The following is a 13459-nucleotide window of genomic DNA, read 5'->3' as shown; positions in this document are numbered from 1 at the left end:
AATGCCCAGTAGCGCAGAGGCAACCGCGCAGCGCTGTCGGCACTACCGACGCGACCTCGGCCTGCCCGCGGTGATCATGCCCGAAACCGAGACGCGGATCATTGTGCACACCGGACCGGTCAGCGCGGTAGTGATGCCGTCAAGGCTGGCAACGGAATTGGTGCGCGAGCAGCAGGGGCCGTTGGGGCCGGTGATCGAGCACCCGGCCTCGCGGCGGTGGACGTTCCTGACCGGGCCGTCGGGACCGTGTCCGGAGAGTTTGTCGCCCGCCCTGCTGCGCTGGAATATCGGTGTGGCGTCGAAATACATTGTGCTGCCGTCGCCGGATGACGAACGGCGCGGGTTTCGGCGCTGGATTCACGAGCCGCGCAACAGTTTTCTGCCCTCGATGCGGGAAATTCTGGATGCGGTGCTGAGGTTGCGGAGGTGACCGTTCCGACGCCGGGGTAGCTGGGTCCTACTGCGAACTGCCTTTGGCAGGGGTGGGGAGCAGGGTGGCGGCGGCGGACTCGATTTGGGGCTCGCTCAGCAGGACGGTTTCTGCGGCCGGGCCCAAGGGGACGAAGGAGTCTTGGCTGGTTACGCGGGTGATGGCGCCGTCGAAGCCGGCGTCTATCAGGGCGGCGCAGATGGATTCGGAGATACCGCCGCAGCGGCGGGTTTCGTCGGCGATGAGGACGCGGCCGGTGGCGCGGGCGTGGTGCAGGAGATCGTCGAGGGGCAGCGGGGCGAGCCAGCGGAGGTCGAGGACGCGGGCGTTGACACCGCGGGCCGAGAGGCGTTGGGCCACACGCAGACTCATGGGGACGCCGTTGGCGAAGGTGACGATGGTGAGGTCGCGGCCGTCGCCGTAGACGCGGGCGCGACCGATGGCGATGTCGTCGGTGTCGGAAGTTGGTGCGAGCCAGCCATTGTCACCGGGGCGGTGCAGGTCGCGGGTGTGGTACAAGGCGATGGGTTCGAGGTATACGCAGACCCGGCCGTCGACGCGGGCGGCGGAGACGCAGGTGCGGAGCATGGCGGCGGCGTCATCGGCGCGGGCGGGGGAGGCGATGATCAGACCGGGGATATCACGCAGTGCCGCAATGGAATTGTCATTGTGGAAGTGGCCGCCGAACCCCTTCTGGTAGGCATATCCGGCGATGCGTACGACCATCGGATTCCGGTATTGCCCTTGCGAAAAGTACGACAGTGTCGCGGCTTCACCACGCAACTGGTCGGCGGCATTGTGCACGTAGGCGAGATACTGGATCTCCGGAATCGGCACGAATCCCGCGAGCGCGGCCCCCAAAGCCGTTCCCAGCACACTCTGTTCGTCGAGCAGCGTATCGAACACCCGCCGCCCCCCGAACTGCTTCTGCAGCCCTTTGGTGACGCCGTACACGCCGCCCTTACGCCCGATATCCTCGCCGAACACCAGCACGTCCTGGTCCCGCGCCAGCAGACCAGCCAGCGTCTGGTTGATCGCCTGCGCCAAGGTCACCGAATCACCGTTGGCTGCCGCATGGTCCACCATTTCGTGGGCCGCCGCGCTGACCGTGGTGTCGTGGACGGGAACATCGGACCCGAGCGGGCCCTGACGGAAGACGTCGGCGCGCACCAGGTCCGGGTGTAGCGACGCCAACGGTGCCATGACCGCCGACGAGGAGGTCAATTTCGGTTCGCGCCAAACCGATTCGGCCATGGTGGTGACCCGTGCGCCGATGTCGTCGTAGCGTTCGAGGACCTCGGCTGGGGTGGCGACGCCGGAGGTGACGAGCAGGCGGGCGGTTGCGATGAGCGGGTCGCGGCGCAGGTCGGCGGTGATATCGGTCGGGCGGCGGTAAGCGGATTCGACATCGGATCCGGCATGGCCGAGCAGGCGGACGGTGCGCAGGTGGAGGAAGGCGGGCTTGCGGTGTTCGCGAACCCAATCGGCCGCCTCGACGGCGGTCAGCGCGGCATCGAGGAGGTCGCAGCCGTCCGCGTCGAAATACTGCAGGCCGACGCGGATTCCGTAAGCCTGTTCGATCCAATCCGGCGGGGTCGGGACGCTGATGCCGATTCTATTGTCCTCGCAGACGAACAACAGCGGCAGCGGAACGCCTTGGTGCGCAGTATGAATCGCGGCATTGATGGCCCCGGTCGCCGTCGAGTGATTGGCGGAGGCATCGCCGAAACTGCAGAGCACCACCGAATCCGGCGGCCATTCGCAGGTGACGCCGAGCCGAGCCGCGCGTTCGATCGCGAACGCGAGTCCGACGGCGCGGGGCAGATGCGAGGCGATGGTGGAGGTCTGCGGAATCACCGACGCCGGTTTGCTGCCGTAAACCTTATGCCTGCCGCCGGATATCGGCTCGGCGGCCGCGGCGACGACGCCGAGCAGTACATCCCGGATCGGGTCGAGGCCGGGCACCTGCCTGGCCCGGTGCACGAAGAACGCCCCCGAGCGATAGTGCAACAGCGCCGGATCGGTGGGGCGCAGGGCCGCCGCCACCGCCGCATTGCCCTCGTGGCCGGCGGATCCGATGCTGTAGTAACCGCGTTTCGCACTGCCCAACCGACGTGCCGCGAGATCGAGATGCCTACTCGTCGCCTGCGATTCGAACAGGTCCAGGCACTGATCTCCGGTAAGCCCGGCACCAGCCTCGACCGTCTGCGCGACGGGACGGCTCGGACGCGGTGTCAGCGCCGAAACCGCGGCACGGAAGCGCTCATCAAGGTCGACTCGCTGTTCGCTCACCGTGCGATCATCTCCGACGAACGCCGCTCCGGGTAGCTGATTTCTGGAACTATTTTGATCACCACGGTAGCCATGAGGAACTTCTCCGTGAACATCCCGCCTTGACTCGGGATTTGTACGGCTGTTCAAGAGTGCGGAGCCCGCCGTCCGGACTGCTCAGCGCAACCGCTCCGTGGCCATGATCGTCCGCCGCAGCACATCACGAGCAGCATCCAACTCGGCCGCCCGACGGTCCAACTCCGCCAGCCGCTCCTGCAAAGCGGGCAGTACCCCCGGACACGCCCGCAACGCACCGCCGTCACCAGTGCACGGCAGCAGCTGCCCGATCACCCGAGTCGAGAGCCCGGCGGCGAGCAATGCGCGAATCTGCCCGACACGCTGCTCGGCATCCTCGTCGTACTCGCGATACCCGTTATGGCGGCGTTCGGCGGCGAGCAGCCCGACGCGCTCGTAATACCGCAGCAGCCGTTCGCTGGTCCGCGTACGGCTGGCCAGCTCACCGATCAGCATGACTTGACCTTCTCATGGTGTCAGGGATCAACACTGAACGCCGCAACCCGATTCCTGAGGAGAACCGTTGATCATCGACGCGCACAGCCACGTACACGACCCGCTCACCGACCACATCGCGCTACTCGACGAGGCAGGCGTGGACAAGACCGTCCTCTTCATGACCAGACCACATCCCGAACGTGCCAGGGACCTCACCGAACTCCGTCAGGAGATGCACCGACTGGATCAAGCGCTCGCTGGCGGCGCAAGCCTCGGCCGGGAAACCGCCCAGCGCGAACTCGACGCTGCGCTCACCGCGCATCCGGACCGCTTCATCGGCTTCGCCTCCGTACCGCTCGAGGCACCCGATATCGAGGTGATGGTCGACCGCGATGTGGTCGGCCGCGGACTGCGTGGCATCGGCGAGCTGACCCCACCGCCCGACCGGGCCGCCCTCATCGAACCGGTACTCCGTGCTGCCACCGACCACAATGGGCTCCCCGTCGTCGTGCACGGCTCCGCGCCGACCACCGCCGCCGACCTGCGCACCCTGACCGACCTGGCCCGACGCTACCCGCGCGTGCCCCTGGTGGTGTCCCAACTCGGCGGAGCACACTGGATGGACGCCATCGAACTGGTCCGCGACACCCCGAACATGTACCTCGAACTATCCACTGCCAGTATCGTTTTCGCCGTCCGGCTGGCCATCGCCGAAATTCCCGAGCGCACCCTCTTCGGCTCGGACGCGCCCTACGGCGACCCGGTCATCGCACGCACCACCGTAGAGCGCGCCACCCGATCGCCACAGGTACGCGAACTCGTCCTCGGCGCAACAGCGCAGCAGCTACTGAATTATCCTGCGGTAACAGGCAATTGGTGTGTGCCGCAGGCCGCTACGGCAACGCCGCAGCGGCGTCCCGATCCAACAGCCACGTAGTGGATTCCGAGCCGATAGCACCCGCCGCGGGGATATCCACCGGATCGGCACCCGCGAGCGCCGCGGCGACCGCCTCGGCCTTGGCCGCACCGCCGACGACCAGCACAACGTGCCGAGTGTGCCGTACGGCGGGCAGTGTCAGCGTGACCCGCACCGGCGGCGGCTTCGGCGAATTCGGTACCGCGACAACGAGTTCGTGCTGCTCACGAACCGCATCGGTATGCGGGAAGAGCGAATTCACATGCCCCTCGCCACCCATACCGAGCAGATGCAGATCGAACGCCCCGTGTTCGGCGAGATGCGCGTGCACCGCCGCCGCGTACTCCGCGGCGGCCTCGACCGGATCCGGGTACTCACCGTCGGAGGTGGCAACCGGATGGATCCGAGACGGATCGACCGGCACATGATCGAGCAGCGCCTGCCGCGCCTGCAGATCATTGCGCTCCGCATCGCCGGCGGGCACGAACCGTTCGTCACCCCAGAACACATCGAGCCGCGACCAGTCGATATCCCCGGGCGACTTGCGAACCGACTCCAAAAGGGCGATCCCGGTCCCGCCGCCGGTCAATACGACCGACGCCGACCCACGCGTGGCCTGCGCGGCCACCACGACCTCGACGAATCGCATCGCCGCCGCGGCGACCAACGCATCGGTATCGTCGTGCACTGCCACCGCGGGTGTTGCTGAGTCCGTGCGCTCACTCATAGGTCACCTTCTCGATTCCGGCGAGCGCCTCGGCGTAGATCTCGTCGGCATCCAGCCGCCGCAGCTCTTCGGCGAGGCAGTCGCGAGTTTCCCTGCGTGCCAAGGCGATTCGCTGATCCGGGTCGCCCGTGCGGGTGAGTGTCGCGGTCCGGCCGGTCTGCGGCCGTTCGATCGCCATCGACACCGTCGGCCGATGCACCTCCACGCGCAACGCACCCGAGCGGCGACGCACCGGGCAGCCGAGCCGGGCCGCCAGCCATCCGGCGAGCATGTCCAGCGCCGGTTCGTCACGCAATCCGGAGACGATCACCGAATCCACCGGCTCGAACGGCGGTTCGTCCATGGCGGCCGCGAGCAGCGCCCGCCAGTAGGTGATCCGACTCCACGCCAGATCGGTATCCCCAGAGGCGTAGGAGTCGAGGCGCTTCTTGATCGTCGCCTGCGGATCGGCGGCGAAGGTGGCATCGGTGATACGGCGGGTCGCCAACCGCCCCACCGAATCCTTGGACGGGAACTCCGGGGCCCCGCGCGGCCACCAGGCGACGACGGGGGTGTCCGGCAGCAGGAATGGGATGACGACGCTGCTCTCATGGTTGATCAGATCGCCCTGCAGCCGAAGCACTATTACCTCGGCCGCGCCCGCATCGCCGCCGACGCGGATCTGGGCGTCCAGCCGGGTCTCGGCCTCGCGATCCCCGCGGGCCAGAACGACCACTCGACAGGGATGTTCGCGACTGGCGTCATTGGCGGCGTCGATGGCGTCTTCGGCCTCGGAGCTGTCCAGCGTGCACACGACCAGCGTCAGCACCCGGCCCATGGTGATCACGCCATTGCTCTCGCGAAGGCGCACCAGCCGCTTGGTGACCTCGCCGGTGGTGGTCTCCGGCATATCGACGATCATGGCCGCCGCCATTCGCGCCCGGTGCGGGCGAGCATCTCCTCGGCCGAGGCCGGACCCCAGGTCCCCGCCTCGTACTGTTCGGGTTTGCCTTCGGCGGCCCAGTGCTCGAGCACCGGATCCAGGATGCGCCAGGACAATTCGACCTCCGCGTTCACCGGGAACAGCGACGGCACCCCGAGCAGCACGTCGAGGATCAGGCGTTCGTAGGCCTCCGGGGAGGATTCGGTGAACGACTCGCCGTAGCTGAAATCCATATTGACGTCGCGCACTTCCATACTCGATCCGGGCACCTTCGAGCCGAATCGTGTGGTGATGCCCTCATCGGGCTGCACGCGGATCACCAGTGCGTTCTGCCCCAGATCCTCGGTCATGGTCTGGTCGAAGGGCAGATGTGGCGCCCGCTTGAACACCACCGCGATCTCGGTAACCCTGCGGCCCAAGCGTTTTCCGGTACGCAGATAGAACGGCACCCCCGCCCAGCGTCGGGTGTCGACCTCGAGGGTGATCGCCGCATAGGTCTCGGTGCGCGACTGCGGGTCGAAGCCCTCCTCGTCGAGCAGTCCGACCACATGCTCGCCGCCCTGCCAGCCCTCCGCGTACTGGCCGCGCGCGGTGGTTTCGTCAAGGGGTTCGACGAGTTTGGTCGCCGAGAGCACCTTGATCTTCTCGGTCTGCAACTGTTTGGGCTCGAAGCTGATCGGCTCCTCCATCGCGGTCAGCGCGAGCAACTGCAGCAGATGGTTCTGGATGACGTCGCGGGCGGCGCCGATGCCGTCGTAATAGCCTGCGCGCCCGCCCAATCCGATGTCCTCGGCCATGGTGATCTGGACATGGTCGACGTAGTTGGCGTTCCAGATCGGATCGTAGAGCTGGTTGGCGAAGCGCAGCGCCAGGATGTTCTGCACCGTCTCCTTGCCGAGATAGTGATCGATGCGGAACACCGTCTCTTCCGGGAAAACACGGTTGACCAGTGCGTTGAGTTCGACCGCACTGTCGAGATCGTGTCCGAACGGCTTCTCGATCACCACGCGGCGCCACGGCTTGCGGCCCTCGGCATCGGTCGTCGCCGGTAGCGCCAGTCTGTGTTCGGAGAGCTGATCGAGCACCACTGGGAACATATTCGGCGGGATCGACAGGTAGAAGGCGTGATTGCCGCCGGTGCCGCGTTCCTTGTCCAGCTTCGCCAGGGTGTCGGCGAGCTTGGCGAAGGCGGAGTCGTCGTCGAAGGAGCCCTGTACGAAGCGGATGCCCTCGGCCAGGTGGTCCCAGACCTCCTGACGGAAGGGCGTGCGGGCGTGCGCCTTCACCGCGTCCAGCACGACGTTCGCGAAATCCTCGTCCGCGTAGTCCCGGCGGGCGAAGCCGACCAATGCGAAGCCCGGGGGCAGCAGCCCCCGGTTCGCCAGGTCGTAGATGGCTGGCATCAGCTTCTTCCGGGACAGATCGCCGGTGACGCCGAAGATCACCATGCTGCATGGGCCCGCGATGCGGGGCACCCGCTTATCCCGCTCGTCGCGGAGCGGGTTCTTCCAGGTATTCGTCTGAGTACCAGCCATCAGGTCAGTTTTCCCCGGACTTGGCCAGTTCGCCTGCCGTGGCGGAAAGCAGCTCCTCCCACGACTTCTCGAACTTCTCCACGCCCTCGCGCTCGAGCACCTCGAACACGTCGTTCAGGTCGATGCCCACGCCGGTCAGCTTGTCGAAGACCTCTTGCGCGGCCGCGGCGGTACCGCTGACCGCGTCGCCCCGGATCTCACCGTGATCGGCGACGGCCTCCAGGGTCTTCTCCGGCACGGTGTTCACCGTATTCGGCGCCACCAGCTCGGTGACATACAGCGTGTCGGAGTACTCCGGATTCTTCACACCCGTCGAAGCCCACAGCGGCCGTTGCCGATTCGCGCCCGCCGAGCTCAGGTGCGCGTAGGTCGAGGTGTGCGCGCCGCCGTCGAAGACGTCCTGGTATTCGGCGTAGGCCAGACGCGCGTTGGCGACGCCCGCCTGCCCGCGCAGCGCCAGCGCCTCCGGGGTGCCGATGGCCTCGAGCCGCTTATCGATTTCGGTGTCCACGCGGGAGACGAAGAACGAAGCGACCGAATGGATCTTGGCCAGATCGTGGCTGGCGCCCTTGGCGTTGCGCAGACCGTCGAGGTAGGCGCCCATCACCTGGCGGTAGCGCTTGACCGAGAAGATCAGGGTCACGTTGACGCTGATGCCCTCGCCGATCACCCGGGTGATCGCGGGCAGGCCCGCCTCGGTGGCCGGAATCTTGATGAACAGGTTGGGCCGGTCCACCGTCTTCCACAGGTCGATGGCCTGTGCGATGGTCTGCTCGGCGTCGAAGGCCAGGCGCGGGTCGACCTCGATGGAGACCCGGCCGTCGACGCCGTTGGTGGACTCGTAGACCCCGGCCAGCACGTCGCAGGCCGCACGCACATCGTCGGTGGTGATGGTGCGGATCGCGGAATCCACATCCGCGCCTTGGGCGGCAAGCTCTTTCACTTGTCCGTCGTAGGCGTGCCCCTTGCTCAGGGCGCCCTGGAAGATGGTCGGATTGGTGGTGACGCCGACGATGCTGCGGGTTTCGATGAGCTCGGCCAGGTTGCCGGACTGGATCCGGTCCCGCGACAGATCATCGAGCCACACCGAGACGCCCGCTGCGGAGAGGGCGGCGAGGTTTTCGTTCTGTGCCATGCTTTATCCCTTCACGTTTTCCAGCGTGCGCTGCGCGGCAGCGACGACGGCTTCGGCAGTGATTCCGAACTCGCGGAACAGGGTCTTGAAATCGGCCGAGGCGCCGAAGTGCTCGATCGACACGATCTCGCCCGCATCGCCGGTGAACCGGTACCACGGCATCGCGATACCGGCCTCGACGGCCACCCGAGCGGCGACCGTGGGGGGCAGCACCTCGTCCCGATACGCCTTGTCCTGCGCGTCGAACCACTCCACGCACGGCATCGAGACCACCCGGGTACCGATGCCCTGCGCCTCCAGCGTAGTGCGCGCGGCGACGGCGAGTTGGAGCTCGGAACCGGTGGCGATCAGGATCACCTGCGGGGTGCCGGTGGACGCCTCGGCCAGCACGTAACCGCCCTTCTTGACGCCCTCGTAGCTGGTGCCCTCGACGATCGGCAGATCCTGGCGGGTCAGCGCGAGCGCGGACGGTCCGTCCTGGTGGGCGGGCTCGGAGACCGAGAAGTGCGAGGTGTGCTCGCTGCTGTCGCGCTCCAGGATGGTGCGCCAGGCGTAGGTGGTCTCGTTGGCATCGCCGGGGCGGACCACGTTCAGACCGGGGATGGCGCGCAGCGCGGCCAGGTGCTCGATCGGCTGATGGGTCGGGCCGTCCTCACCGAGGCCGATGGAGTCGTGGGTCCAGACGTAGATCGCGGGCACCCGCATCAGCGCGGCCAAGCGCACGGCCGGACGCATGTAGTCGGAGAACACCAGGAAGGTACCGCCGTACGGACGGGTCGGTCCGTGCAGTGCGATGCCGTTCAGGATCGCGCCCATGGCGTGCTCGCGCACACCGAAGTGCAGGGTGCGGCCGTACGGGTTGGCCTTCCACATTCCGGTCGAGATCGACTCCGGACCGAAGCTCGGCGTGTCGGGCATGGTGGTGTTGTTGGATTCGGCGAGGTCGGCCGAACCGCCCCACAGCTCCGGCAGCACCGGCGCGAGCGCGGCGAGCACCTTGCCGGACGCCTTGCGGGTGGCCATGCCCTTCGGATCCGCCTCGTAGGTAGGCAGATTCGCGGCCCAGCCCGCGGGCAGCTCACGCTTGGTGAGCCGATCGAACAGCGCCTTGTGCTCCGGGTTGGCGGCGGCCCACGCGTCGAACTGCTGCTGCCAGGCCGCATGCGCCTGCTGTCCGCGCGCGATCACCTTGCGTGTGTGCGCGATGACGTCGTCCTCGACCTGGAAGCTCTGCTCCGGGTCGAAGCCGAGGATCTTCTTGGTGGCGGCCACCTCGTCGGCGCCCAGTGCGGCACCGTGCGCGGCGCCGGTGTTCATCTTGTTCGGGGCCGGGTAGCCGATGATGGTGCGCAGCACGATCATCGACGGCTTACCGGTCTCCGCCTTGGCCGCGGCCAGCGCCGCCTCGATGGCGACCACGTCCTCGCCGCCCTCGACCACCTGGACGTGCCAGCCGTACGCGTGGTAGCGCTCGGCGACATCCTCGGTGAAGGCGATCGTGGTGTCGTCCTCGATGGAGATCTTGTTGTCGTCGTAGATCACGACGAGGTTGCCCAGCTGCTGGGTGCCGGCGAGCGAGGACGCCTCGGAGGTGACGCCCTCCTCCATATCACCGTCGGAGGCGATCACGTAGATGAAGTGGTCGAACGGGCTGGCGCCGGGCGCGGCGTCCGGATCGAAGAGACCGCGCTCGCGCCGGGCCGCCATCGCCATGCCGACCGCGGAGGCCAGACCCTGACCCAGCGGGCCGGTGGTGATCTCGACGCCGTCGGTGTGGCGGAATTCGGGGTGGCCCGGGGTGAGCGAGCCCCACTTGCGCAGATGCTGCAGATCGTCGAGCTCCAGACCGTAACCGGCCAGGTAGAGCTGGATGTACTGGGTCACGCTGGAGTGGCCGCAGGACAGGACGAAGCGGTCCCGGCCGACCCAGCTCGGATCGCTCGGGTCCAGGCGCATGGTGCGCTGGTAGAGCGTGTAGGCCAGCGGTGCGAGGCTCATCGCGGTGCCGGGGTGCCCGTTCCCGGCGTTCTGCACCGCGTCGGCGGCTAGGACCCGGATGGTGTCGACGGCCTTGGTGTCCAGATCCGTCCAGTCGTCCGGGTGGTTCGGCTGAGTGAGGGCGCGGATGTCGTCTGTGACTGACACGACCGGGGTTCTCCTGACATTGGTTTCGTCACGGTGGCGGGAGGGTGCACGCACGGGGGCGTGGAATATGAACCGGGTTTACCCCAACTACCCTAGATGTGCCCGGTGACCGGCATGTGAGGAACCCGGCTTACTCCGGTTACGTGTCCGGTTTCGTTTCCCGCCGCAGACCATGGGGTTACCCATTCGTGGCCGGGTACCGACCGGTCGCGGCGGTGATGTCGAATCGCTCCGATACCGTGCGTGAGCGAGGGGCTATGGAAAGAACAGTGTGGGGCTGGGTCTACCATCGTCTGTAGTAGTAGCCGCGCCAGCACCAGCACGAGCAGGGAAGAGCGCGCTGCTGTTCCATGCCGGATGCGATGCACAGCGTGCGAGGAGAGACAGTGCGGATTGGGCAACAGCCGGGTGGCAATGGCGCACACGGCTCCTCCGCGACGGCGCTGGCCGACCGGTTGACCGGTGATGGCCTGCTGTCCCGACTACTGCGGCGACCGCTCGCGTATATCGCGCTGACCAAGCCGCGCGTCATCGAACTGCTGCTCGTCGCGACCATTCCGACGATGCTGCTGGCCGATCGCGGCCACGTCGATATCCGACTGATCCTGGCGACGCTGTTCGGTGGGTGGATGGGCGCCGCGAGCGCGAACACGCTCAACTGTGTCGCCGACGCCGATATCGACAAGGTGATGAAGCGGACCGCGAAGCGCCCGCTGGCCAGGGCGGCCGTGCCGACCTCGCACGCCTTCGTCTTCGGTGTGACCCTCGGCATCGGCTCGTTCGCCTGGCTGTGGTGGCAGGCGAATCTGCTCAGCGGCGTGCTGGTCGTCGTGACCATCCTCTTCTATGTCTTCGTCTACACCCTCGGCCTCAAGCGCCGCACCTCGCAGAATGTGGTGTGGGGCGGTGCGGCCGGGTGTATGCCCGCCCTCGTCGGTTGGTCGGCGGTGACCGGAACCATCGGCTGGCCCGCGATCGCGCTGTTCGGTGTCATCTTCTTCTGGACGCCGCCGCACACCTGGGCGCTGGCCATGCGGTACAAGGAGGACTACCGCGCGGCCGGTGTGCCGATGCTGCCGGTCGTGGCCACCGAGCAGGCCGTGACCAAGCAGATCGTCATCTACACCTGGCTCACCGTGCTCACCACCCTCGCGCTGGTCCCGGCGACCGGCGTGGTCTACGCGGCCGTGGCGCTGGTGGCCGGAGCGTGGTTCCTGCTCATGGCGCACCAGCTGTATTCCGGTGTGCGGCGGGGTGAATCGGTGAAGCCGCTGCGCCTGTTCCTGCAGTCCAACAACTATCTGGCGGTGGTGTTCTGCGGACTCGCCGTGGACTCGGTGCTCGGGTGGGACACGATCGGCAGCTTCTTCGGCTAGATCGTCAGTCGCGCCGGGCGATATAGCCGTCCGGCCGGACTCGCACGATGGTCCCGTCGACCGCGTCATACGCCGCGAAGGCGTGCCCGTCGACGTCCACAACGTGGCTTCCGTGCGCCTGCTCACCCGGGCGGATCACCGTGTACAGCTCTACTCCGGGCTCGGGCTGCGCGCCGGTTTCACCGAACGACAGCAGCGTCGCATGCGGTCCACGGAACAGGTCGAACAGTCGGATCGGTACTCCATGAGCATCTTTGACCGGTGCGTCGGGCGCGCGGTCACCCGCGACCAGCGCACCGCGATCGGCGGGGTCGCGGTAGCTGATATCCAATTGGCGCGTCTCCTCGCCGCGCTGCATGGCGTCCTCGGCGCCGTCGACGAGCTTGTCCAGCAGTTCCGTGCTGATGCCGAGTACCCGGGCCGCCACCTTCCGGCGCTCGGATTCGTAACTGTCCAGCAGTGATTCGTCGCCCGCGACGGCGGCGGCGAGTTTCCAGCCGAGGTTGTAGGCGTCCTGGATGCCGGTATTCATGCCCTGTCCGCCGGTCGGCGGATGCACGTGCGCGGCGTCACCCGCCAGGAACACTCGTCCTTCCCGGAATCGCTGTGCCAGGCGGATATTGGGCCGCCAGACCGTGGCCCAGGTGAGATCGGACAGGACGATATCCGGATTTCCGGTGTATCGGTCGACGAACTCCTGCAATACCTCTAGCGAGGGTTCGACGTCCTCGCCCAGCGGTGCGCCGAACTGGAACTGAGTGCCACCGGGCAACGGGGACAATACGATCCCCTCCATCGGGCGGCCGACCGCCGCGAACCAGTAGCCGTAGTCATGGTCGAGTGCGTCGGCACCGACATCGCCGAGCAGCATTCGGATCGAATCGTCGGTGCTGCCCTCGAACGGGATGCCGAGCGTTTTGCGCACCGTGCTGCGACCGCCGTCCGCGCCGACCAAGTAGGCGACGCGGACCGTCTCGGTCACGCCATCGTGCGCCAATTCGGCGGTGACGCCCGTCTCGTCCTGCTCGAAAGACACCAGCGCCGTTGCGAGTTCGACCCGCACGCCGAATTCCGCGAGCCGGTCCCGCAGGATCGCCTCGGTCCGCGATTGCCCCAGTACCCAGGTATTGGGATAGGGGACCGCCGGCGTCGGCTCGACCGGTTCGGCGGCGCGATGTTCGCCGGCGAATTCACCGCCGAAATACGCGCGCATCACCGGTGCCGGTGCTCCGGCCACGTGCACGGCGTCCAGCACGCCGAGGTCGTCGAAGACCTCGAGGGTGCGCGGCTGGATGCCGTCGCCGCGGGAGCCCGCGAAGAATTCGGTGGCCCGATCGATAATGCGCACCGGGATATTGCGGCGGGCCAGCTCGATGGCGAGGGTCAGGCCGGTGGGGCCGGCGCCCGCGATGAGTACCCGGGTCTGTGTGTGGTCGTACACGATATCTCCGAACTGAATTTGCTTGGTGGGCCGCGGAATTGCGGCCCA

At 67.2% G+C, this 13459-nt stretch carries 11 protein-coding genes; 3 read left to right on the top strand and 8 right to left on the bottom strand.

All coding sequences use genetic code 11. The features are described from left to right. Nucleotide 1: 1 nt before the first annotated feature. Complete coding sequence (locus tag ACHQ4I_RS18210; protein ID WP_420772980.1) at nt 2–430, top strand: hypothetical protein; 429 nt, start codon at nt 2–4, stop codon at nt 428–430. 27 nt (nt 431–457) lie between these two features. On the opposite strand, the gene ACHQ4I_RS18205 is transcribed toward ACHQ4I_RS18210, so the two are convergent. Both ACHQ4I_RS18205 and ACHQ4I_RS18200 read right to left on the bottom strand, forming a co-directional pair. After that, nucleotides 458–2722 carry a thiamine pyrophosphate-dependent enzyme gene (locus ACHQ4I_RS18205; protein ID WP_420772979.1) on the bottom strand — a complete coding sequence of 755 codons (2265 nt, stop codon included), beginning with the start codon at nt 2720–2722 and terminating at the stop codon, nt 458–460. Nucleotides 2723–2878: 156 nt separating this feature from the next. Then, the gene (locus ACHQ4I_RS18200) at nt 2879–3232 is read right to left on the bottom strand and encodes a MerR family transcriptional regulator (RefSeq protein ID WP_420772978.1); all 354 of its coding nucleotides are present in this window, start codon (nt 3230–3232) and stop codon (nt 2879–2881) included. A gap of 67 nt (nt 3233–3299) precedes the next feature. Between ACHQ4I_RS18200 and ACHQ4I_RS18195 the strand changes: the two genes are divergently transcribed. After that, nucleotides 3300–4151: an amidohydrolase family protein gene (locus ACHQ4I_RS18195; RefSeq protein WP_420772977.1), complete on the top strand. Its 852-nt coding sequence runs from the start codon at nt 3300–3302 to the stop codon at nt 4149–4151. Here ACHQ4I_RS18195 and pgl read toward each other — a convergent pair. Genes pgl through tkt form a run of 5 tightly spaced genes read right to left on the bottom strand, consistent with a single transcriptional unit; the run spans nt 4108 to nt 10594 of the window. After that, nucleotides 4108–4857, bottom strand: a complete 750-nt coding sequence (pgl, locus tag ACHQ4I_RS18190) for a 6-phosphogluconolactonase (protein WP_420772976.1) — start codon at nt 4855–4857, stop codon at nt 4108–4110. The genes ACHQ4I_RS18195 and pgl overlap by 44 nt on opposite strands. Beyond that, a complete protein-coding gene (gene opcA, locus ACHQ4I_RS18185) occupies nt 4850–5758 on the bottom strand; it encodes a glucose-6-phosphate dehydrogenase assembly protein OpcA (RefSeq protein WP_420772975.1) in 909 nt (302 codons plus the stop codon). The genes pgl and opcA overlap by 8 nt, the downstream gene beginning before the upstream one ends. Then, nucleotides 5755–7314: a glucose-6-phosphate dehydrogenase gene (gene zwf / locus ACHQ4I_RS18180; RefSeq protein ID WP_420772974.1), complete on the bottom strand. Its 1560-nt coding sequence runs from the start codon at nt 7312–7314 to the stop codon at nt 5755–5757. The genes opcA and zwf overlap by 4 nt, the downstream gene beginning before the upstream one ends. Before the next feature lie 4 nt (nt 7315–7318). Then, nucleotides 7319–8449: a transaldolase gene (gene tal / locus ACHQ4I_RS18175; protein WP_420772973.1), complete on the bottom strand. Its 1131-nt coding sequence runs from the start codon at nt 8447–8449 to the stop codon at nt 7319–7321. A gap of 3 nt (nt 8450–8452) precedes the next feature. Continuing rightward, nucleotides 8453–10594 (bottom strand): transketolase, encoded by a 2142-nt coding sequence (tkt, locus tag ACHQ4I_RS18170; RefSeq protein WP_420772972.1) that lies wholly within the window; start codon nt 10592–10594, stop codon nt 8453–8455. 386 nt (nt 10595–10980) lie between these two features. Here tkt and ACHQ4I_RS18165 point away from each other — a divergent pair, with 386 nt between their 5' ends. After that, nucleotides 10981–11970 carry a heme o synthase gene (locus ACHQ4I_RS18165; RefSeq protein WP_420772971.1) on the top strand — a complete coding sequence of 330 codons (990 nt, stop codon included), beginning with the start codon at nt 10981–10983 and terminating at the stop codon, nt 11968–11970. 4 nt (nt 11971–11974) lie between these two features. On the opposite strand, the gene ACHQ4I_RS18160 is transcribed toward ACHQ4I_RS18165, so the two are convergent. Beyond that, nucleotides 11975–13411: an FAD-dependent monooxygenase gene (locus ACHQ4I_RS18160; protein WP_420772970.1), complete on the bottom strand. Its 1437-nt coding sequence runs from the start codon at nt 13409–13411 to the stop codon at nt 11975–11977. Nucleotides 13412–13459 lie beyond the last annotated feature (48 nt).

It is taken from the genome of Nocardia nepalensis, assembly GCF_048910785.1.
In the GTDB taxonomy this organism is placed as follows: domain Bacteria; phylum Actinomycetota; class Actinomycetes; order Mycobacteriales; family Mycobacteriaceae; genus Nocardia; species Nocardia nepalensis.
Note: the sequence above shows the minus strand (reverse complement) of the source record. Positions and strands in the feature narration are given on the sequence as shown.